Source organism: Streptomyces alkaliterrae, assembly GCF_007097205.2.
GTDB classification, from domain to species: Bacteria; Actinomycetota; Actinomycetes; order Streptomycetales; family Streptomycetaceae; genus Streptomyces; species Streptomyces alkaliterrae.
Genome location: NZ_VJYK02000001.1, coordinates 1 through 20396, shown reverse-complemented (window position 1 = coordinate 20396; position 20396 = coordinate 1). Strand labels below are relative to the sequence as shown.

At 67.5% G+C, this 20396-nt stretch carries 17 protein-coding genes and 1 pseudogene; 9 read left to right on the top strand and 9 right to left on the bottom strand.

Annotated features, from left to right (window positions below):
* Window positions 1–107: 107 nt before the first annotated feature.
* The 4 genes and pseudogenes from FNX44_RS00085 (at window position 108) to FNX44_RS00075 (ending at window position 5487) form a co-directional block, all read left to right on the top strand.
* Window positions 108–2366, top strand: coding sequence for a phage/plasmid primase, P4 family (locus tag FNX44_RS00085; RefSeq protein ID WP_323368974.1), 2259 nt, complete (start codon window positions 108–110; stop codon window positions 2364–2366).
* Window positions 2367–2431: 65 nt separating this feature from the next.
* Window positions 2432–3052: pseudogene (locus tag FNX44_RS29810) on the top strand (3'-5' exonuclease family protein); the annotation flags it as partial.
* 39 nt (window positions 3053–3091) lie between these two features.
* On the top strand, window positions 3092–4288 hold the full coding sequence (locus tag FNX44_RS28670; protein ID WP_323368973.1) for a DNA polymerase: 1197 nt from the start codon (window positions 3092–3094) through the stop codon (window positions 4286–4288).
* Window positions 4289–4683: 395 nt separating this feature from the next.
* On the top strand, window positions 4684–5487 hold the full coding sequence (locus FNX44_RS00075; RefSeq protein WP_153506648.1) for a sigma factor: 804 nt from the start codon (window positions 4684–4686) through the stop codon (window positions 5485–5487).
* A 62-nt stretch (window positions 5488–5549) separates the two neighbouring features.
* Here the strand turns inward: FNX44_RS00075 and FNX44_RS00070 are convergent, their stop codons facing one another.
* The 4 genes from FNX44_RS00070 to FNX44_RS00055 all read right to left on the bottom strand — a co-directional run bounded on the left by FNX44_RS00070 (window position 5550) and on the right by FNX44_RS00055 (window position 8110).
* Complete coding sequence (locus tag FNX44_RS00070; RefSeq protein WP_143645663.1) at window positions 5550–5993, bottom strand: hypothetical protein; 444 nt, start codon at window positions 5991–5993, stop codon at window positions 5550–5552.
* Between the two features lie 83 nt (window positions 5994–6076).
* Window positions 6077–6469, bottom strand: coding sequence for an XRE family transcriptional regulator (locus FNX44_RS00065; protein WP_143645661.1), 393 nt, complete (start codon window positions 6467–6469; stop codon window positions 6077–6079).
* Between the two features lie 613 nt (window positions 6470–7082).
* A complete protein-coding gene (locus FNX44_RS00060) occupies window positions 7083–7283 on the bottom strand; it encodes a DUF397 domain-containing protein (RefSeq protein WP_143645659.1) in 201 nt (66 codons plus the stop codon).
* Entirely contained in the window at window positions 7280–8110 is an 831-nt protein-coding gene (locus FNX44_RS00055; protein ID WP_143645658.1) for a helix-turn-helix domain-containing protein, read from the bottom strand. The genes FNX44_RS00060 and FNX44_RS00055 overlap by 4 nt, the downstream gene beginning before the upstream one ends.
* Before the next feature lie 1078 nt (window positions 8111–9188).
* Here FNX44_RS00055 and FNX44_RS00050 point away from each other — a divergent pair.
* The 5 genes from FNX44_RS00050 (at window position 9189) to FNX44_RS00030 (ending at window position 13572) form a co-directional block, all read left to right on the top strand.
* The gene (locus FNX44_RS00050) at window positions 9189–9434 is read left to right on the top strand and encodes a hypothetical protein (protein WP_143645654.1); all 246 of its coding nucleotides are present in this window, start codon (window positions 9189–9191) and stop codon (window positions 9432–9434) included.
* A gap of 121 nt (window positions 9435–9555) precedes the next feature.
* Window positions 9556–10158 (top strand): hypothetical protein, encoded by a 603-nt coding sequence (locus FNX44_RS00045; protein ID WP_323368971.1) that lies wholly within the window; start codon window positions 9556–9558, stop codon window positions 10156–10158.
* 507 nt (window positions 10159–10665) lie between these two features.
* Window positions 10666–11517 carry an endonuclease III domain-containing protein gene (locus FNX44_RS00040; protein WP_323368970.1) on the top strand — a complete coding sequence of 284 codons (852 nt, stop codon included), beginning with the start codon at window positions 10666–10668 and terminating at the stop codon, window positions 11515–11517.
* On the top strand, window positions 11514–12260 hold the full coding sequence (locus FNX44_RS00035; RefSeq protein WP_143645649.1) for an NUDIX hydrolase: 747 nt from the start codon (window positions 11514–11516) through the stop codon (window positions 12258–12260). The genes FNX44_RS00040 and FNX44_RS00035 overlap by 4 nt, the downstream gene beginning before the upstream one ends.
* Window positions 12261–12372: 112 nt before the next feature.
* Window positions 12373–13572: a MarP family serine protease gene (locus tag FNX44_RS00030; RefSeq protein WP_143645647.1), complete on the top strand. Its 1200-nt coding sequence runs from the start codon at window positions 12373–12375 to the stop codon at window positions 13570–13572.
* A 62-nt stretch (window positions 13573–13634) separates the two neighbouring features.
* Here the strand turns inward: FNX44_RS00030 and FNX44_RS00025 are convergent, their stop codons facing one another.
* The 5 genes from FNX44_RS00025 to FNX44_RS00005 all read right to left on the bottom strand — a co-directional run.
* Entirely contained in the window at window positions 13635–13865 is a 231-nt protein-coding gene (locus FNX44_RS00025) for a hypothetical protein (RefSeq protein WP_143645645.1), read from the bottom strand.
* A 154-nt stretch (window positions 13866–14019) separates the two neighbouring features.
* The gene (locus tag FNX44_RS00020; protein ID WP_143645643.1) at window positions 14020–14943 is read right to left on the bottom strand and encodes an alpha/beta fold hydrolase; all 924 of its coding nucleotides are present in this window, start codon (window positions 14941–14943) and stop codon (window positions 14020–14022) included.
* Window positions 14944–14956: 13 nt separating this feature from the next.
* On the bottom strand, window positions 14957–15421 hold the full coding sequence (locus FNX44_RS00015) for a phage holin family protein (protein ID WP_143645641.1): 465 nt from the start codon (window positions 15419–15421) through the stop codon (window positions 14957–14959).
* Window positions 15422–15606: 185 nt separating this feature from the next.
* Entirely contained in the window at window positions 15607–17577 is a 1971-nt protein-coding gene (gene acs / locus FNX44_RS00010; protein WP_143645639.1) for an acetate--CoA ligase, read from the bottom strand.
* Window positions 17578–17668: 91 nt separating this feature from the next.
* Window positions 17669–20396, bottom strand: a 2728-nt coding sequence (locus FNX44_RS00005; RefSeq protein ID WP_438948023.1) for a bifunctional SulP family inorganic anion transporter/carbonic anhydrase, incomplete at its 5' end; no start/stop codon positions are given.

Sequence of the window (20396 nt, the reverse complement as noted above, 5' to 3'; positions counted from 1 at the left end):
GATATCTCGCACTCTGCCCCGCACACAAGGACTCTCGCCCGTCATTGCGTATCTGGCGCGGCGACGATGGCAAGGTTCGCCTTACGTGTCGGGCAGGGTGCCCAACCGTGGATGTCATCAACGCCGTTCGCCTGGCGTGGAAAGACCTGTTCGACGCCACGGGCCCCGGTGCGACGATCCCCAGTAAGCGCCCGACTCTCGTAGGCCCCGGACCGACAGCCGCACTCGCCACATACGTTGCCCGCACCGGGGACCTGTTCCACGACGGTTCACCAGTCGGCACGCGCGCCATGGCGTACGTGCACGAGCGGTTCGGTATTGATGCCGACACGGCCGCAGACCTTCGGCTCGGTGCGGACAACGGCGCTCCGATGCTGAACTTCCCCTACCGGGCACGGGCGTTCACTCGATTCCCCCGGCTCACCGTGCCGCTCTGTGACTTCAACGGCGTAGCCCGTGGTCTCCAGGGGCGGGACCTCAGCGGGAAGTGCCCTGGGCGGTGGGTATCCCTGAGTAATCCCGAAGGGGCGCGGTGGGCCCCGTACGGCGTTCTGAGGGGGCAGGGCGGCTATGGGGTCACCATCGTCTCTGAGGGGCCCGGAGACGGCCTTACAGCCGTTGCGGTGGGATATGACGCGGTGGTCATCCGGGGTGCTGCTCTCGCCGGAAGCCCTGAGCTACTGGCGGAGCTGGCTGAAGGACTCCGGGGCACTCAGGTAATCGCCGCTGGGGACAACGACCAAGCAGGACGGACCTTCAACCTTTCCCTTGCCGAAGGTCTCAAGCCGTACGGGATTGAGGTCTACGGGCTACCTATTCCGCATGAGGGCGACGACATGACCGATTGGCGGGGGCGGGACCATAAAGCCTTTCCACCAGCCCTTCACCATGCCGTCAAGTCGGCGCAAGCGGTTATCGGTGCAGAGGAAGCGAAGGCGCAAGCAGTGGCGGTAGAGGTGACCGACCGCACCGGTACGGACGTGGTCACCCGCTCTGAGGGCACGGAAGCCGCGCGCATCCTTGCGGGGGTCATCGCCAGGTACGGCGAATCCGACGCCATGAACGCACACGCGCTCGTAGCGTGGTCGAACGGTGGTATTCGCTATGCGCCCGGTTTGGGCTTCTACGTGTGGACCGGCCAGAGATGGGAGCGGTCAGAAGTCCGCGTCCGGCAGGAGATTCACCGCATGGGGGCGGCTCTCGTCCTGGTCGGCGAAACACAAGCCGCGCGGGGCTTCACCATGACTTCCCGCATTGAGGCCCTGCTACGGGAACTGCGGAGCGTCCCCCTGGTCCACGTGGACGCATCCGAGTTTGATAGCCGCCCGGATCTGCTGAGCTTCAAGAACGGCACAGTGAATCTCAGGACCGGCGAACTCCAGCCGCACGACCCGCGTGACATGCTCACCTATCAGCTAGACCTCGACTATCGCGCGGACGCCGAATGTCCACGCTGGGAACAGTTCGTTCAGGAAATCTTCCCCAGTGACCCGGAGTTGCCCGCGTATTTTCAGCGTCTCATCGGATACGGCATCACTGGCGCCACCAGCGAACAGTGTTTCTGTGTCTTCTGGGGAAAGGGCGCCAACGGAAAGAGCGTAGCAACGGAAACCCTTACTTCGGTCTTTCGTGCGGTCAGCCGCACAACTCCCTTCGCCACATTCGAAGAGAAGCCATCCGGGGGTATCCCCAACGACCTCGCGGCACTTCGCGGGGCACGGCTGGTCATGGCGTCCGAAGGTGAATCGGGCAAGCCAATGTCTGAAAGCGTGCTAAAGAGAGTGACCGGAAAGGACGAAATCGCCGCGCGATTTCTGAGGCAAGAATTCTTCACCTTCAAGCCTACGTTCCTGCTACTTCTCGCCACTAACCACCGACCAAAGTTTCGGGGCCAAGATGAAGGTCTCTGGCGGCGCGTCAAGTTGCTGCCTTTTACGCGGTGGTTCGCGCCGCATGAAAGAGACCACGGGCTAGACATGAAGCTGCTACGAGAAGCCGAAGGCATTGCAGCGTGGGCAGTGCGCGGGGCAGTCGAATGGTACCGGGGTGGTCTTCGTGACCCTGAGGGGATTACGGAAGCGAGCGCCGAATACCGGAGAACCAGTGACGCACTGGCGGGATTCCTGCCCGGCGTCCTTGAGTTCGACGAAAGCGGCATCATGCACGGCAATGAGGCATTCATTACCTATCTCGACTGGTGTGAATCGGAGAACCTGCCGCAGCGTGAGCGGTGGACGCGCCGCACCTTCTATTCGGCCCTCGAAGAGCGGGGGGTGATTCGCACGGTCAAGCGGACGGGCGTCTCCCTGAACGGCATACGACCGGCGGAGCCAACCCCCGGCGGGCCCGGAGTCTTCGGCAAGTAACCCACATCCAAAACAGGCACCGACTCACGTGAGTCGGTGCCTGTCCTGTCTCGGGAGGGTAGTGAATGCGCGTCTATCGACACAGGGTCGCCGGTGACTCGGTGGCCATCCGCGTACCTCAAACCACGGAGGAACTAGACCAGTTCACGGCATGGGCTCAGCGGGCAACCGTGCGGGGTGCAATCGCGCTCGACACTGAAACGAGTGGACTTGACGTATTCAGTGATGGGTTCTGTCTGCGCACCATTCAGTTTGGCGACGCCTCCGAAGCGTGGGTAATCCATTGGGAGCGCGGGGGGCATTTCCGGCGTGCTGCCGCTCAGGTTCTCCGCAAGGCTCGCCGGTTCCTGATCCACAACGCTGCCTTTGACTGGCTGGTGTTGGACCGGCACGCGGGCATTGCGTTGGAAGACCTAGCGCCACGAACGCGGGACACGCGCGTAATGGCCGCTCTTGTGGACCCACGCCAACCCCAGGAAGGGGGCATTGGGACAGCGCTCAAGCCCCTGTCTGCGTACTACGTGGACCGCACGGCCCCAGACGCTCAAGGGGACCTCACAAGCGTCTTCCGGTCCCTGGGACTCACGAAGGCGAACGGCTTTGCCCGCATCCCGCTAGATCACCCCCTGTTGAATCTCTACGCGGGGCTAGACGTAATCTTCACGGCGCGACTTGCTCCGATTCTCTCCGCTGCCCTCGACCGACTCGGCGTTCGGGAAAGGCTGGTGGACTACGAGCATGAGATATCCCGTATCTGTGCCCATATGCAGCGGCGGGGGCTCATCCTTGATGTGCCGTTCACCCATGAACTTAACGCCGCACTCAGGGAGGATGCGCAGGAGTATGCGGGTATCGCCGCGCGGTACGGGGTCGAGTCGGTCAACTCCAACAAGCAGATAACGGAAGCGCTCACCGGCATGGGGGAGACGCTGACGGAGCGGACGGCAGGCGGGGCCGTCAAGATAGACAAGGCCGTGCTACTTGCGCTTGCAGACATGGACCTGCAATGGAAACGCCTTGGGGTTCGCACTCCTAATCCGCTGGCTGAGGCAATCCTGAAAAGCAAGCGTGCGGGTAAATGGCGCTCAACGTATGCGGAGACGTTCCTAGAGACCGTGGACTCATCCGGCAGGGTCCATCCGTTCATCAACTCCATGGCCGCGCGCACGGGTCGGATGAGTGTTACGCGTCCGGCACTTCAAACGCTGCCGTCATCGGATCAGATGATCCGTCGGTGCCTTCTTGCTGACGAAGGTCACGTCATGGTGAGCACTGATTTTCAGGCCGTAGAAATGCGGGTGCTGGCAGCGCTGGCCGACGTGCGCCGGATGAAAGAAGGCTTTCAGTCGGGCGGGCGAGATTTCGACATTCACATGTTCACGGCTCAACTCATCAAGGGTGAAGAGGCCACCGAGAAAGACCGCAAACTCTACAAGGGAGCCGGTTTCGGCAAAGTGTACGGGGGGGGCATTTCCACGCTGGCCCGGCAGACCGGTGCGAGTGAAGACGAGATCCGCCGGGCGGTAACCGCCTACGACCACGCGTTCCCAGAGATCCGGCGAGCATCCGCACGTTGGCAACGCGAAGCACGGGCAACCGGCATGGTCACCGTGTCGGCCACCGGCAGGCGAATGCCACTGGACCGTGACCGGGCTTATGCCGTTGTGAACTACCAATGCCAGTCAGCGGCAAGGGACTTGCTTGGGCAAGCCCTTATCAACGCCGAGAGCGCCGGTCTGCTCGATGCCATGCGCCTGCCGATTCATGACGAAATCCTCGCGTCAGTTCCGGAACGTGAAGCGAAGGACTACGCGCGGGAGTTCGAGCGCGCGATGACGTTCGACCTGTTCGGCGTTCCCATCGTCGCGGAAGCCGAAATCGGAAAGCGGTCATGGGGGTCCCTCTACGGCGCCACCTACTAGGAGGCACCGACTCACGTGAGTCGGTGCCCCGTTACCTACGTGTGACCCGCGTACTCCCTAAGGGGGAGAGGAGGCCGCGTCGCTCCTTCCCGAGTGTGAGTGATCGTCTCGCCTTCGCGGCTCTCTACAACCCAATCAAAAGACAAGCGGTCACACCTGTCATCAAGGCCGTTGCTGGCGCCTGTCTGCCTACCTAGGTTCAGCGCCACGCAACGACGAAGGCAATGCGCAAGCCCCGTTCGGAGCGTCCCGGACGGGGCTTTGTCGTGCCCCTGCATGTCCAGACGCATCGGTGAATCAGGTCACCAAACGGTCTAGCGCGCTCCGCCCCGTTCCGGGCAACACCCGCGCTCCCCCCGGGAGTGCGAACAGCCCAGGAATACGCGGAGCACCCCTTGATAGATCTCACCGAAGAGCAGATAGTCGCAGCTCAGGCAAACGACCTTTCCGCCGTAGCAGCCGTGGTGGAAGCCACCGAAGAGCGCGTCAACCAACTGGCATGGCGGTACGCGACCGGCGCGGGACGCACCGACCACGCGCTGACCGACGACCTGGCGCAGATAGGCCGGATAGCCGTCTGGGAAGGGTTGCGCCGCTTCAACGGCGTCAGCGTGGCTGAATTCTTCACCTTCATGGACCGGACGCTCAAAGGGGCAATGAGCGACGCGCGTAAGCGTGAGACCCGGCGGGGGGTCTCACGTTCCGTCGCCGCCGCATTTGAGCGGGCGCTCTCCCTGGCCAATGGCGACGTATACGAAGCTGAATGGTTGGCCACCACGACGGAAGCCATGGGGGACCGGCGACTCAGTGCCGAAACCGCCTATGCGGCCCGACTGAGCTACCAGGGTCTTGAGTATCTTGACGCACCCCTGGGGGAGAGCGAGAGCGGCGAGACGGTCACGCTCGTAGACACGCTTGCCGCCGACAGTGGCGTACCGGTCGAACTGTTGGAGCCTAGTGACTACGAGAAAGCACGACGTAAGGAGACGGGGGTCAAGGTTCGTCGCACCCTCAAGCGCATGGGGGAGCAGCAACGCGTAGTGCTCATGGCGCTGACCGGAATCATCCCGGTTGACTACTACGGCACCGAGAGAGACGAAGAACTGTCGCGCGACTACGGAATACCGCTCAATCAGGTGCGCGTCGTGCGCAGCAAGGCAAAGGACCGTTTCGCGGAACTGTGGGCATCCGTAGAATAGTGACTCGCAGCACACAAGAGGGCCGTCTAGGTATCTAGACGGCCCTTTCGTGTTTCCCGGATCTACGGAGCGTCGGGCTCTCCCCATTCCTGATGCAGTGCACCGGTTTGGAGATACCGGGCGAGAAGAGTTTCTACTATCTTCCGAAGGTCTTCGGTCATCTCGCCCCGGAGAATGCGCCAGACAAAGCCGTCGCCTTCTCTGCGGGGCTCAGCGAGAGTCCCTGCCGGTAGCTTGTCCGCGCCCACGAATTCAATGCGAATCCACTCGATAGCAGACCCCGCCGCATCTGTGAGCTGAGTCACTGATCCCGTGTCGTACCAACCCTGTGCGGACAGACCGGAGTGCGCCCAGAACGTTAGGTAGTGGTTGACTTGCTCACAAAGCCGATCGGTCATCTCGTCGCGCCGCACAAGCCACACAAGTTCCCCGTAGGACTCAAACGGCTGTATCAAAACCGGCAAGTCATCCACGATCTCTACGCGGTGATCAAAACTCGCAACCACGGGCAGGCACCCCCACAAACACGTCTTACTGGACAGTCAGGGTAAACCAGCGGGAAGACGCGTGCATGTCTCCTGAGCGGCCCCTACTTCTTCCGGTCACGGCGGCGCTGCGCAAACTGATCGAGCACACGGGTCAGCTCTGCCCGTTCGGACGTGCTCATCTCCTCCCAGTGCGCTACCAGTGCACGGACTTCCCCGTCGGTGCTGCGGCGGGGCTCAAGCTCGAAGAACTCCAAACCCGCCGCCTCTTGAACCTTCACTAGTGGAAGCTCTAGGGCGCGCGAAAGTGCCCTAAGCATCAAGGGACTTGGGGCCTTGACACCGGCCCGCTTCTCTAGTCGATCAAGCCAACTTTTCCTCACGATCGGTTCGCCGCTGCCTGCGTTAATGGTTCGGTCTTCTACCTGGCGCAGACTGAGGCCAAGCTCAACGCGCCGCCGATGTACAAGCTCAAACAAGTGCGGTTGATCGGCCATGGCGCCCGCTCCTTCCTTCTTGCCGCAGGCTCGTTATGTGACAACGATCACTCACGTCTCCACCACCACACCTCCACATGGTGTCCAAATTCATGGACAACCTTCAACAACGTGTGCGACACTCACTGTCCAAATTACTGGACACCGCGCACGAGTGTACGCGGTAAGGGGGGGAGATCCCGTGGTCACTACGACTGGCGGACCGACTATCGAGCTACGGCTGAGCGCCTACGTCCAGCAGGACGGCCGGGGGGTCTGGCGGCCCCTTGAGCGCCTGAATCCTGCCGGACGTGAGTGTGTCTACAGCTGTCGGGAGCTGACCCGCGTCATGCGGACATACGGCCACCTGGCCACCCACCTACTCAACCCCAAACGGATTGCTCAGTTCCGCATCACGGCTCACCTGCTGCCCTCCCTGGGCACGGTAGGCGTCTACGGATGGCACGTGTCCCACGCCACGCACACCTATACGCCCGACTCTGACCCGTGGATTGCCTGGCCGGACACCGCCCGCCCGACAGCCGGAAACCTGGCCCGGAGCAACTGACCCGAGAACGCCAAGAGCCCCGTCACTCCTGAGTTCAGGGTGACGGGGCTCAGTTCGTGGCGCGGGTCAGCCGTCGTGCTTGATGAACTCCACCAAGGAAGCGAAGGCAGCGACCGACAGACGAAGCGTCGGGCCGTTCTCCTGCTTGCTGTCACGGACGTGGATTGCACCGGTGGGGGCGGTGCCGGGGGTGCACTCGACACATGCGGCGCCACCGTTGCCGCTGTAGCTCGACTTCACCCATACCAAGGGGCGGCTTGGGGTCATGGCTCTATCTCCTCAATCACGGACCGGATGAGCGCCGCCGACTCAGACGGCGTCAGCGCATAGGCTGTGAGGCGATCGTATGCCCGTTGGCGCCGTATCACCTCATGCGTTTCTTCGAGCAACCACCCTGTCGTGATGGCTTCTTCGTAGGCCACGGCGGTGCCATCGGGCAGGTGTAGCAAGCTCAGGTAGCCGCCCATCAGGCCATGGCCGCCCCGGGCGAAGGGATGGACTTGCAAGGTGCCGTTCGGGGTGTCGGCAGCAGCCTCTAGGCGGGCAAGCTGGTGGCGCCACTCCTCGGCGGTGCCGAACCGTCGCCGGATGACGGCTTCATCAAGAACGAAGGTGTAGTCCGCAGGATCGGCCCGATTCACAAGGGACTGCCGCGCCATGCGTGCGGTCACCAGCTCGTCTACCTCGTCGGGTGCGGCCTTAGGGTCATGCTCCCGGAACTGAGCGCGCGCGTACGCCTCTGTCTGGAGCAGGCCCGGAACGAGTTGGCCGCTGTATTCCTGCACTAGCCGCGCGCGTGCCTCAAGCTCCATGCGCCGCTGGAACTGGTCAGGGTGGCTTTCCCGGGCGCACAGGCGGTAGAGCTCTACGAAGATCCCGTCAGTACCGAAGCACGCGTCCAGCGCGCGCGGCAGATCCGGCGGGGGCATGGCCGTTGCGTTCTCGATGCGTGACAGATGACTGGTACTCAGGTTGACCACCTGTTTGAGCGCTTCAAGGCTCATCTTCGCGCCCTCCCGGTAGGCACGGAGCTTCGCCCCGAAGAGGTGCCGCGCCGAGCGCTCCGGGGTCAACTCCCTTGGTGGTTGCGGCATATGACTCCTCAATATGCAATGTCCCCTACTGGCGTTGGGGACATCAGACGGTATTGCCGACCGTGCCCAGAAGCCAAGCTTTCTGTTGTGTAAGCAACCGCGTACGACGGCAGGGCATACCCATGGCTGATACCCCCTTAGCGCCTCACGTAGACGCACTGGGTGAGGCTGCAACCGCCCTCCGGCCAGGAGGTGAGAGCATGCCGGACGTTGAGCCCGTAAGGCACCACGTAGACCCGGAACGCGTCGCGTTCGACGCGTTGCCCTCCGCCGACTTCGGCCCGTGTGAGTGCCCCGACCCCGCATGCAGTCTCAAGCAGCCGCCGAACGTCCAGCGCGACCGATCCGATTCCGCACTGGCGGACCTTCGCGCCCGTATCGCACGTGACATTGCCGCACGTCGACGGTTCGGCACCCTGGGGCGGCTACTGTGACCGGCGCCAGACCGGACCCCCACAAGGGAACCGCGTGGGAGGGAAGCCCCGAAGGGTGGTGGACGGAATACGGGGGAGCGAAAGACCTCCGATCCGGTGTCGTCTTCCTGCCGGGCCCGTACCACCCCCCGTCGCCCTTCCATAAAGACTGCGACTACTGCCGCCCGCCCACAACCCGAAAGGGGCACGACAGTGACACAGTTGGTTGACGGGTACTGGTGCGAAGTCGTGGCGCGTGCCTCCGCGTCCGCTGAGTGGTGGTTGAGCAGCTACCGGGCCACCACGCCACGTCTCGCGGTTCGGTGGCTGAGTGGGCAAGCCGGGCGCCTGGCCAACGCGCTGGACCCAATCCCCGGTGCCGGGCCGATTCCGCCACACTGCCTCCGCGAAAGCGCCGACGACCACCCGAACCCTGGAAGAGACCTACGTGTGTGGGCGGGCGACGTTCGGCGCCAGGCGGCACAGTTGGACGCTCTGACGGAAGGGCGCCCCCTCAGCGTCACGGTAGGCGGCCCCGACCGGATTTTCGGGTTCTGCGACGTTGACGTTTCCTACTCGCTCTCCGCGCGGCCTATCACCATCAACTTCGTGACCGACTGGAAAATAACGCCGCTCCGTTACGCGGCAGCATGAGGAGACGCACAATGACCGGACTGAGTTTCCAGACTGACGAAAGGAAGCGCGCCGAAAGGGTGGCGAACACCCTTTACATCGAACTGAAAAGGATCGGTATCGAACTTGACGACCTAGACATTATCGACCCCTGTAGCGAATGCATCCGTGACGACACCATGATCCGGCTGGGAAACATGCGCGTCGACGACGTAGACCAGGCGGTCAAGAAGCTCCGCGCCGCACTATGCGCGTCCCCACGTGAGCACACCGAGTAAGAAGACGAACGGGGCCCGCATGCGGCGCCGCACGAAGGTGACGGCTGGTGGTTCGACTCCACCCGGGCTCGCTCCCTCTACCGAGGGGCGCAAGGCGCAACCGAACCGCAAAGGAGAGGTAGTGACCACAACAACCACACGTCCCGCACCGGACAAGGTGGCGGTGCGGGCACGCGAGATCTTCGCTGCCATGGAAGCCGACCCGGAGTTTTCCCGACTCTGGGAAACGTGCGCGAAGTATTCGTCCGACTGGACGGACTACACCGGGTACCCGATCATCAGCGACTACGACGCCATTGCCGACGCGCCCGCGCTCTTCGCGGCAACCACACGAGCCATGGCGCTGAAATCCGCCGTGTACGAACTCACGGACGGCGACGAGAAGGCGGCGGAACTCCCGCTCCCCGTGCCGGTCGACGTGATGAGCCACGCGCTCACCGCTCAATTCACCCTGCTGTGCAGGATGCAAGACCGCCTCAAGATCCGGTTCGTCCACATGACGGACATGGAGGAAGGGGCAGGGGGCGGAACGTGGGACCACGGCGACTACACGCACCAGTGCTACGAAAAGGCGTTCGGCAGCGTCGACCCGCGCTACTGGATTGGCTCAGCCGAGACGGAGCGCCGCCGCAAGGTGCTGGACAAGGTCTATGCCGGAATCGGCGTCACTGAGCGCGGGAAGAAGGTTTCGATCCCGCTAGGCGACGCCACCACGGCCGCTTAGGCGGTGCAGGGTCCGCCGCCCCCGTATCGACAGGAATCGGGGGCGGCGCGATCCGATCAGGCTCAAGCCCCAACTTGTGAGGGTGCACGCACGCGGGCATTCCATCCGTGGCATAGCGGAATCCGTCAGCCGGATTGAACGGGCACTCCCGGGTCGGCCGGTCATAGACCACAAAGCCGGACCGGGGCAGCCGTTTCGACGGACAGATACCGCAAGCCGGATGGTCAAGGTCATCAGCGTTGACGAAGGGCTCAGCCATGCACCTGAGCCTAGCCCCGCACGACGGGCGCAGACTCCCGTTTCAGCCGTAGCAACCCTGGACAGGTCGAGCGGCTGAAACGGGGCGCAGTGCCCTCCCCAGCGACCGTACGCGTCACTCGGGAGGATGAGGGAGCAAAGCACGATGCGCAGCGTGTGAGCCCCCGAGACGGCCCCGTCCGTGCGTTGCCCCCGTGGCGCATGGGCGGGGCTCTCCTGTCTGCTTAGACGGCAGTACAGAGACGTTCTGTGCCCCGTACGCTGGCCCGTATGGCGGAAGAGACCCGGCTAGCTCTCGTCCGGCGAGCACGACGCATCAACCGTGCTCTTGCCGAGGCATACCCATACGCACACTGCGAGCTGGACCACGTGAACGCGTGGCAACTGTTGTTGGCTACCGTGCTCAGTGCGCAGACGACAGACCTACGTGTGAACCAGGTGACGCCTGCCCTGTTCGCCAAGTACCCGCGCCCGGCTGATCTGGCAGGGGCCGACCCGGCAGACGTTGAGGGACTGATTCGGCCTACGGGGTTCTTCCGGAACAAGACTCGGAGTATCACCCGGCTCGCGGCAGTCATCGTCGCCGATCATGACGGCATGGTGCCACGCACCCTTGCTGAACTGGTGAAACTCCCTGGTGTCGGCCGGAAGACTGCGTTCGTAGTGTCTGGCAACGCGTGCGCCTGTGAGGCAAGCCGGGCGGGTGATCCGAACCATGGTGCTAATGTGTCGACCCCCTTCGGCGTGCCGGGGCTGACGGTCGACACCCACTTCGGTCGGCTGGTCCGGCGCTGGGGGCTGACCGAGCAGGAGGACCCGGAGCGGGTGGAGGCGGAGATCGCCGAGATCATCCCGAAGCGGGAGTGGACGATGTTCTCGCACCGGACGATCTTCCACGGCCGCCGTGTGTGCCATTCCCGCAAGCCGGCCTGCGGGGCCTGCCCGATCGCGCCGCTGTGCCCGTCGTACGGCGTCGGCGAGACGGACGAGGAGAAGGCGCGGAAGCTGCTCAAGTACGAGATGGGCGGTCAGCCGGGCCAGCGGCTCAAGCCGCCGCCGGACTACCCGGGGCGGGCGGCTCCGCCCCTGGCCGGCCGGTGAGCGGCGGGCGCGGCGGTCCGGCCGGTTCGGCGCAGCGGCGGGCCGTGCCGGTGAGTGACGAGGGGCTGCCGGACTGGTTGGCGCCGGTCGCGGAGGCCGCCGGTCGGCTTCGGCCGGAGCAGCTGACGCGCTTCCTGCCGCCGTCGCAGGGCGGGCGGCAGTCTGCGGTGCTGGTGCTGTTCGGGGACGCGGCGGCCCAGCCGGCCGGGCGCGCTCCCGTCGGCGAGACGCGGTCGGATCCGTATCTGCTGCTCATGGAGCGCTCCTCGACGCTGCGGTCGCACGCGGGTCAGCCGTCCTTCCCCGGCGGTGCGCTCGACCCGGAGGACGGCGATCCGGAGGGCGACGGTCCGCTGCGCGCCGCCCTGCGTGAGGCGGAGGAGGAGACGGGCCTCGACCCGTCCGGAGTGCGGGTCTTCGGAGTGCTGCCGAAGCTCTACATCCCGGTGAGCGGCTTTGTGGTCACGCCGGTGCTCGGCTGGTGGCACGAGCCCACCCCGGTGGCGGCCGTGGACAGTGGAGAGACGGCCCGCGTCTTCACCGTCCCCGTGGCGGAGCTGGCCGACCCGGCGAACCGCGGCACGGCTGTCCACCCGAGCGGCTACCGCGGTCCGTGCTTCCTCGTCGACGGCGCGTTGGTGTGGGGTTTCACTGCCGGTGTGATCGACCGCATCCTGCACCACGTGGGCTGGGAGCGGCCGTGGGACCGGGAGCGCACGATGCCGCTGGAGCGGCACACCTGACCGACTGCCGGCAGGCGGCGCGCACCGTGCGAGGCGCGCGCCGAGTGAGCGACCTCCTCCCCTGGCGAGGAGCGCCCCCATCGGGCGAGAGCGAAGAGGCGAGGCTGACGCGGTGAACGTGCTGGACGTCCTGCTGGTGCTGGCGGCCGTGTGGTTTGCGGTGATCGGATACCGGCAGGGGTTCATCGTCGGGGTGTTGTCGGTGGTGGGCTTCCTCGGCGGCGGCCTGGTGGCGGTGCTGCTGCTGCCGCCGCTGTGGCGTGAGCTCGGCGGCGACGTGTCCCCGGGCACGCTGGGCGCGGTGGCGGCCGTGGTGCTGGTGATCGTCTGCGCGTCCGTGGGGCAGGCACTGACCACGCAGGTGGGCAACCGACTGCGGGTGTACGTCACCTGGTCCCCGGCCCGCGCGGTCGACGCGACGGGCGGCGCCCTGGCCAACGTGCTGGCGATGCTGCTGGTGGCCTGGCTGATCGGTTCGGCGCTGGCCACCACCTCCCTGCCGACGGTCGGCCGCGAGGTGCGCAACTCCTCGGTCCTGCAGGGGGTTTCGCGGGCGCTGCCGGCGAACGCCGACACCTGGTTCACGGGCTTCTCCTCCGTCCTCGCGCAGAACGGCTTCCCGCAGGTCTTCTCGCCCTTCGCCAACGAGCCGATCACCGCCGTGCCGGAGCCGGACCCGAGGCTGGCGGGGAGTGAGATGGTCGCCGTGGCGCGGCGTTCGATCGTGAAGGTCACGGGTACGGCGGTGAGTTGCGGCAAGTCACTCGAAGGAACGGGTTTTGTCTTCGCCGAGGGCCGCGTCATGACCAACGCGCACGTCGTGGGCGGTGTCCGCGAGCCGACCGTGCAGGTGGGTGGGGTCGGGCGGCTGTACGACGCGGACGTCGTGCTCTACGACTGGGAGCGCGACGTCGCGGTACTCGACGTGCCGGGTCTGGACGCCCCGGCCCTCGAGTTCGAGGAGGGGGCCGCGACCACCGGCGACGACGCCGTCATCGCCGGATTCCCGGAGAACGGCGGCTTCGACGCCAGGTCGGCCCGGGTCCGCGGCCGAGTGCAGGCGAACGGGCCCGACATCTACCACCGGGGTTCGGTGCGCCGCGACGTCTACTCGCTCTTCACGACCGTCCGGCAGGGCAACTCGGGTGGCCCGCTGCTGACTCCCGACGGCAAGGTGTACGGCGTCGTGTTCGCCAAGTCGCTGGAGGACCCGCAGACCGGCTACGCGCTGACGTACGACGAGGTGCGGGAGACCGTGACCCGTGGCCGCTCCTCGCTGAAGCCCGTCAACAGCCAGGGCTGCGCCCTCTAGGCCGGACAGGCCCTGGATCTCAGGCCCGGTCCGACCGCCGGCGGACGAGCCGGCCCGGCGGGTCAGCCCCGGGTGTGTCGTAGGCGGGCGCTCACCCAGCGGGCCCGGCGGCGGAGGATGCGGGGGATGCCCAGCCTCGGGTCGCGGGTGGCGTGAGCGGTGTGCGTCGCGACGGGCCTCGGCCGCGCGCCGCCTCTGCCGGACTGGCCGGCGTCGGCGGTGCTGTTGCTGTCCCGGACGGTGCGGTCCCGGGAGCCACGAGAGGTGTCACGGAAGTCGTGAGTCCAGCCCATACCTCGGACTCTGCCCGGGGGAGCGGGTCGGTAATCGCGTTCCGCTCACCCTGTCGGCCTATGCGTCGGGCAATTGTTCCTACCTGGCGGCCGGTCAAAAGGTAACGGAAACAGGCGAATTAACCCAAAGCGCGCGTGGGGGTCGCGAAGTGTCTCAGCGGTCCGGTTCGGTGTCCCCGAGCCAGTCGATCAGTTCGGTGTTGAACCCGTCCGGGTCCTCCTCGTGCGGGAAGTGCCCCAATCCGTCGAAGAGCCGCCAGCGGTAGGGCGCTTCCACGTACTCCGCCGAGCCCGCCGCGCTGCGGACGCGGATCACGGGATCGAGCGAGCCGTGCAGATGCAGCGTCGGCACCCGAACCGGGCGCTTCATCCGGCGGTAGAACTGCATGCCGTCCGGTCGGGCGAGCGAGCGGACCAGCCAGCGGTACGGCTCCACCGAGCAGTGCGCGGTGGACGGCACGCACATGGCCCGCCGGTACACCTCCAGCTCGTGCTCGCCGTACGCGTCGGGGCTCGGCCCGGACCAGTCGGTGATCAGCTCGCCGACGAGGGCGCCCTCGTCGGCGGTCAGCTGCCGCTCGGGCAGCCACGGCCGCTGAAAGCCCCAGATGTGGGCACTGGCCGCAGTCTGCTTCGGGTCGCGCAGCATCGCCGAACGCCACCGCCTCGGGTGCGGCATCGCGGACACCACGAGGCGGCGGATGAGCTTGGGGCGCATGACGGCGGCGGTCCAGGCGAGGTAGCCGCCGAGCCCGTGTCCGACGAGCGCGGCGTCCGGTTCGCCGAGCGAGCGGATCACGCCGGTCACGTCGAGGGCCAGGTTCGCCGGGTCGTAGCCGCGGGGGGTCCGGTCGCTGCCGCCGACCCCGCGGAGGTCCATGGCGACGGCGCGGTAGCCGGCCTCGGCGAGTGCGGGCAGCTGGTGCCGCCACGTCCACCAGAACTGCGGGAAGCCGTGCACGAGCATCACCAGCGGGCCCTCACCCATCTCGGCGATGTGGAAACGGGCCCCGTTGGCCGCCACGTCTCGGTGGCTCCAGGGTCCGTCGAGGGCGGTGGCGGAGGGCACGGCTGTCATACGGGGCAGTCTGTCACTGTTCGACACGGGCGGTCGCCGACCGTCCGTCGACCGGCTCACCGTCGGACGCCGCGCGGGGGTGCGGCTTGATGTTCGACAGCACGGCGGCGGACTCCTTCGCGGAGGCGATCGTCCGCTCCGGCGCCTGCATCTTCTGGATCAGCCGCTTGGCGAGCCACGCGCACACCACGGCGAAGAGCAGCATCAGGCCACCGGTGATCAGGAAGGCGATCGCCAACGGCACCTTCCACCAGGCGTGCAGCCAGTAGGCCACGGCGAAGCTGAACACCGGCAGCGAGAACAGCGCCAGCACCCCGCCGACCACAAGCGCGGTGACACCGGCCAGCCCGCGCACGGCGGACTGCTTGACCTCCGCCTTGGCCAACGCGAACTCCGCGCGGAACAGCGTCGAGAGGTCGCCCGTCGCCCTGGACACCAGCTCACCAAGGCTCGCCCGGTCCTGGTCGGCTGTGCTCATCGCTCACTCCTGTCTCAGGCACGCCAATGGTTCTACCCAGCCGTCACATCATGCCGGACCGCCCGGCGGTACGCGTCGCTGGTGGTCGGTTCGGCACGCCGCGCCGTGGCTTTCCAACGGAACGCCCGGGGCGGTCGGCTGCGTCCGCCGACCGCCCCGGGCGCCTTCGCCGAAGGTTCCCCGTGTCAGTCCTCGCTGCCGGCGCTCGGCAGCTTCTGCTGGATCAGCGACATGACGGAGGAGTCGGTGAGCGTGGTCACGTCGCCCAGCTCCCGGTTCTCGGCGACGTCCCGCAGCAGGCGGCGCATGATCTTGCCGGAGCGCGTCTTCGGCAGCTCGGCGACCGGCAGGATCCGCTTCGGCTTGGCGATCGGCCCGAGCTGCTTGGCGACGTGCGCCCGCAGCTCGTCGACCAGTCCGCCCTCCTCCAACTCCTCGGCGGCGGCGCCCCGCAGGATCACGAACGCGCAGATCGCCTGCGTCGTCTGCGGGTCCGCCGCGCCGACGACGGCGGCCTCGGCGACCGCCGGGTGCGCCACAAGCGCGGACTCCACCTCGGTGGTGGAGATGTTGTGGCCGGAGACGAGCATCACGTCGTCGACGCGACCGAGCAGCCAGATGTCGCCGTCGTCGTCCTTCTTGGCGCCGTCGCCCGCGAAGTAGCGGTTCTCGAACCGGGACCAGTAGGTGTCCAGATAGCGCTGGTCGTCGCCCCAGATGGTGCGCAGCATGGACGGCCACGGCTCGGTCAGCACCAGATACCCGCCGGCGCCGTCGGGCACTTCCCGCGCCTCGTCGTCGACGACGGTGGCGCTGATGCCGGGCAGCGGCACCTGCGCGGAGCCCGGCTTGGTCGCGGTGACGCCCGGCAGCGGGCTGATCATGATGCCGCCGGTCTCCGTCTGCCACCACGTGTCGACGACCGGCGTCCGGCCGGCGCCGATGTGCTGCCGGTACCAGATCCACGCCTCCGGGTTGATCGGCTCACCCACCGATCCGAGCAGCCGCAGCGAGGACAGGTCGAACTTCGCGGGGATGTCGTCGCCCCACTTCATCGCGGCGCGGATCGCGGTCGGTGCGGTGTAGAAGATGGTGACCTTGTACTTCTCCACCACCTCCCACCAGCGGCCCTTGTGCGGCGAGTCGGGCGTGCCCTCGTAGAGCACCTGGGTGGCGCCGTTGGAGAGTGGGCCGTAGACGATGTACGAGTGCCCGGTCACCCAGCCGACGTCGGCCGTGCACCAGAACACGTCGGTGTCGGGCTTGAGGTCGAACACCGCGTGGTGGGTGTACGACACCTGGGTGAGGTAGCCGCCCGAGGTGTGCAGGATGCCCTTCGGCTTACCGGTCGTCCCCGAGGTGTAGAGGATGAACAGCGGGTGCTCGGCCTCGAACGCCTCCGGGGTGTGCTCCTCGGACTGCCGCTCGACGAGGTCGTGCCACCACAGGTCGCGTCCCTCGGTCCAGTCGACGTCCTGCCCGGTGCGGCGGACGACGACCACGTTGCGGACGTTCTCGGTGCCGGGGCGTGAAAGGGCCTCGTCGACGGCGGGCTTGAGCGCGCTCGCGCCGCCCTTGCGGTAGCCGCCGTCGGAGGTGATGACCACCCGCGCGTCGGCGTCCCGCACCCGGGTGGCGAGCGCGTCGGCGGAGAAGCCGCCGAAGACGACGGAGTGCGGTGCGCCGATGCGGGCGCACGCCAGCATGGCGACGACGGTCTCGGGGATCATCGGCATGTAGACCGCGACCCGGTCGCCCGCGCGGACGCCCAGCTCCAGCAGCGCGTTGGCGGCCTTGGCCACCTCCCGCCGCAGCTCGGCGTAGGTGATCGAGCGGCTGTCGCCGGGCTCGCCCTCGAAGTGGATCGCGACGCGGTCGCCGTGGCCGGCCTCGACGTGCCGGTCGACGCAGTTGTAGGCGACGTTCAGTCGGCCGTCCTTGAACCACTTGGCGAAGGGCGGATTCGACCAGTCGAGTGTTTCGGTCGGTTCCGTCGACCAGCTGAGTCGGCGGGCCTGCTCCGCCCAGAAGCCCAGCCGGTCGGCCTTCGCCCGCTCGTACGCCTCGGCTGTCACATTGGCGTCGGCGGCGAGCTGGGCCGGCGGCTCGAACCTCCGCTCTTCACGGAGCAGGTTGGCCAGGCTCTCATTGCTCACGACATCTCCCTTTCCCAGGGTGTGCGCTGTGTCCCAGGTCATACCTCAGCAGCTCGCACAGGGCTCTGACAAGGGTTCCCGGCCAAGTGGTTTAGACCTTTCTCGACGGGCGGTACTCCTGGCGGGCCCGACGGTCGGCGGACGGCCCACCGGCGGTTTCGCCGGGCCCACCGACCGTGCGGCCGTCGCCGCGCGGGCCGCCGTCGGCCGCCCGCAGCGGACCGAACACGGGTACGTCGTCCGGCTGGACCGGACTGAACACGGGTGCGTCGCCGGCTTCCGGCACGCCCTCTTCCGTGGCGCACGACGCCACCCGATCGGTTGAGGCGCCATCCCCCGGACGGACCCCCTTCGCGCCCCGCTCCGAACCGCCCGACCGCGCCGGCGCGCCCGACGGGAGATCAAGCACGTACGTCTGGGCCTCGCCGACGTGGAAGTACATGCCGTGCAGCTCCAGCGAACCGTCGGCCACCCGCGCGGCGACCCGTGGGTGGGCCAGCAGGTGCTCCAGCTGCTGCACCACGTTCGCCAGGCACAGTGTCTCCACCTCGTCCGCCGTCGGGCGGTCGGCCAACCGGGGCACCGGCCCCGCGAGACCGGCCGCGCGCTCCAGACTGGGACGGCCGTGACCGAGCCAGCGGGCGAGCGAGCCGGCACCGTCGAGGCCCGCCTCGCGACCGGCGTGCAGGGCGTGCATCGCCCCGCATCCGCTGTGGCCGCAGACGGTGATGGCGCCCACGCCGAGTACGTCGACCGCGTACTCGATGGCGGCCGCCACCGAGTGGTCGCCCGTCTCCCGGCCGGGCGGTGGCACGAGGTTGCCGATGTTCCGCACGGTGAACAGGTCGCCAGGGCCGCTGGAGGTGATCATGCTCGTGACCAGCCGGGAGTCGGCGCAGGTGAGGAAGAGGTGCGAGGGGCGCTGGCCGTCGCGTGCCAGCCGGGCCAGTTCCTCGCGCACCAGTGGCGCCGTCCTGCGCTGGAAGTTCCGTACGCCGCCGAGCAGTTGTCCGCGCCGCTCCGGGCGGGGAGCGGACGGGGCGCTCGGTGCCGGGCGTGTGCAGTGGTGGTTGCGCCAGGGCGTCCACGGCGTGCAGTGGTGCGCGGTCGCCGGCTCGGCGATGCGGCCTCCGGCCCGCCCGGTGATCTCCACTCGGCCGCCGTGCAGCTCGTGGGAGTGCCGCCAGTCCTGCAGCGTCTCGTAGGCGGCGTGGTCCATGAAGGAACCGTCCAGCTCCACGACGACCGGGCAGCCCTCGGGCACCTGGTTGAGCGCCCGACTCAGCCTCGGCACCGCCAGGAACGTCAACTGTCCGCGTACCACCACCCGATGAGACGACGGCGGGGCGGCGTCACCGTTGCCGTCCGGCTCCCGCCCTTCCGTGTTCTCGGGTGGTGCCGCCGGGTCTTCCGGCTGGTGCACGATCCGCGTCCGGGCCAGGCGGTGCAGTGCCACCGCGATCGCCACGGCGATGCCGATGGCCACCCCTTCGAGCACGCCGAGCAGCACCACGCCCAGCGTCGTGGCCAGGTAGACCAGCGCCTCGCGGTGCCGGCTGACGCTGCGGATGTGAGTGATGTTCACCATCTGGATGCCCACCACCATCACCAGGGCGGCGAGCGTGGCCAGCGGGATGAGCTCCAACGCGGGCACCAGCAGCGCGGCGGCAAGCACGATCCAGAAGCCGTGCAGCACCGCCGAGTTGCCGCTCACCGCGCCGGCCTGCACGTTGGCCGCGCTGCGGACCGCGACACCGGTGATCGGCAGACCGCCGAGCGAGCCGGAGATGATGTTGGCCGCGCCCTGCCCGCGCAGCTCCTTGTCCAGGTCGGCGCGGGGGATCCGGGGGCCGCCGTGGTTCTTCGCCCGGGCGGCGGTCAGCTTGTCCACGGCGACGGCGGAGAGCAGCGACTCGACGCTCGCCACCAGTGTGATCGTCAGCACGGCGGCGATCATCCCCAGGACCGGCCCGTGCGGCATCTCGGGAAGTGCGTGGCTGCGCCAGGACGGCAGCTCCACCCGCGGCAGGCTGAGCCCGCCGACGATCGCGAACGCCGTCGCCAGCAGCACGGCGGCGAGCGGGCCGGGCATGGCCCGCACGACGCTTCCGAGGCGGCCGCGCAGTCGCGGCCACACGAGCAGTACGGCGACCGTCAGCACACTGACCGCGAGCGCGGCCGGATGCGGGTTCGCCAACTGGCCGGGCAGCGCCGCGACGTTGGCGATGGCCGAACTCTCCGGGTCCCCGCCGAGCACGATGTGCAGCTGAGCGAGGGCGATCGTGACACCGATGCCGGCGAGCATGCCGTGCACGATCGCCGGGCTGACGGCGAGCGCGGAACGGGCCACCCGGATCCGCGACAGCAGCAGCTGGGTGAGACCGGCGAGCACGGTGATGGCGCATGTCGTGCGCCACCCGTAGATCTGGATCAGCTCGGCGGTGACCACCGTCAGACCGGCGGCGGGGCCGCTCACCTGGAGGGGCGCGCCGCCCAGCAGGCCGACGACGATGCCGCCCACCGCCGCCGCGACCAGGCCGGCCTGGAGCGGCGCGCCGGTGGCCAGGGCGATGCCCAGGGAGAGCGGCAGGGCGATCAGGAAGACCGACACGGACGCCGACAGGTCGGCCGCCGGGCGGGGGCCGCCGCGTGCGACCAGGGCGCCGAGCAGCCGCCCGCCCGGCCCGCGACGGCCGACGCCGAGCGTGAGGGAAGGCACGGGGGGCTCGGGGCCGGTGGTCGGCGGCGGGGCGTCCGTCGCGGCTGTCGGGGACGTGCGACCTCTGGTGGCCGCTGCGGGCTCGGTGGACGTCGGGGAC

What these genes read in the sequence shown, in the direction of transcription:
- FNX44_RS00065 (WP_143645661.1), bottom strand. Translation starts at nt 6,469, where the DNA reads ATGGCCGATCAACCGCACTTGTTTGAGCTTGTACATCGGCGGCGCGTT.
- FNX44_RS00060 (WP_143645659.1), bottom strand. Translation starts at nt 7,283, where the DNA reads ATGACCCCAAGCCGCCCCTTGGTATGGGTGAAGTCGAGCTACAGCGGC.
- FNX44_RS00055 (WP_143645658.1), bottom strand. Translation starts at nt 8,110, where the DNA reads ATGCCGCAACCACCAAGGGAGTTGACCCCGGAGCGCTCGGCGCGGCAC.
- FNX44_RS00050 (WP_143645654.1), top strand. Translation starts at nt 9,189, where the DNA reads ATGACCGGACTGAGTTTCCAGACTGACGAAAGGAAGCGCGCCGAAAGG.
- FNX44_RS00025 (WP_143645645.1), bottom strand. Translation starts at nt 13,865, where the DNA reads ATGGGCTGGACTCACGACTTCCGTGACACCTCTCGTGGCTCCCGGGAC.
- FNX44_RS00020 (WP_143645643.1), bottom strand. Translation starts at nt 14,943, where the DNA reads ATGACAGCCGTGCCCTCCGCCACCGCCCTCGACGGACCCTGGAGCCAC.
- FNX44_RS00015 (WP_143645641.1), bottom strand. Translation starts at nt 15,421, where the DNA reads ATGAGCACAGCCGACCAGGACCGGGCGAGCCTTGGTGAGCTGGTGTCC.